The organism is Treponema sp. R6D11, assembly GCF_054786075.1.
Genome location: NZ_BDHD01000553.1, coordinates 1 through 794 on the forward strand (window position 1 = coordinate 1; position 794 = coordinate 794).

Sequence of the window (794 nt, forward strand, 5' to 3'; positions counted from 1 at the left end):
CTCTAAAACTTCCGCCCTAGCACTTCCGCGTGATTACCGCGCTTACCGCCCCGTCTTTTGTCCTGCGCTTTTATTTCATATTTTCCGCTGTTCTCGATCCACGGCGGAATATGCTTGCAAACCAAATGCAGTTCCAAGAACGGCGTATTTTCCAAAAAGTCCGCCATCGCTTTTTTTGAGGACACTTCGGGACATTCGTTTTGAAGAGCGATTAAATCGAGCGAATACACGCCAGGGGTGCTTGTTTCCACTGGCCGCGCCTCTTTAATTATCCTCTCTTTTAAGTTGTTCTGATCATCTGCGCTTTGTATCTCTTTAATTATTTCCTCGAAAGTTTCGCCGTTTATTTCGTCTATCTGAAAAATATGCTTTTTAGCCATATCGAACACCGAGTAGGGAATCCCGACAAGAAGCCCGCCGGCGATAATGTCGCAGCCGTCAATTAACGGCAGTAATTCCCCTGTCTTTTTGCGCGTCTGCATCGGCGCGGAAGGGATGATTTTTTCAAATTCAGTTTCGCCCGTAACTTCCCATTTGTCGGATTTCTTTTCGTAAATAATAAATTTGCAAGAGTCAAAAAAATCGCAAATCTTGCCCTCTTTGTTCGTAAACACGGCTATTTTGCCCACGGCGCTACCCCCTTAAAAACAGTAAACTTTCCCGCATGAACGCGATTTCCTGCGGCATATCCCGGAGTGCCGCCCTGCTCTTTTTGGGCATTTCCCAACGGATAAGGCCGGGCGTATCGGCGCCCTTTTTGCGGACAAGGACGCTACGGCCGCTGTTTTTGAATT

1 protein-coding gene is annotated in these 794 nt (G+C 47.2%); it reads right to left on the bottom strand.

The genetic code is table 11. From position 1 onward, the window contains the following. Positions 1-2: 2 nt before the first annotated feature. Positions 3-629 carry a Fe-only nitrogenase accessory AnfO family protein gene (locus ACYVTD_RS14625; RefSeq protein WP_461248449.1) on the bottom strand — a complete coding sequence of 209 codons (627 nt, stop codon included), beginning with the start codon at positions 627-629 and terminating at the stop codon, positions 3-5. Positions 630-794 lie beyond the last annotated feature (165 nt).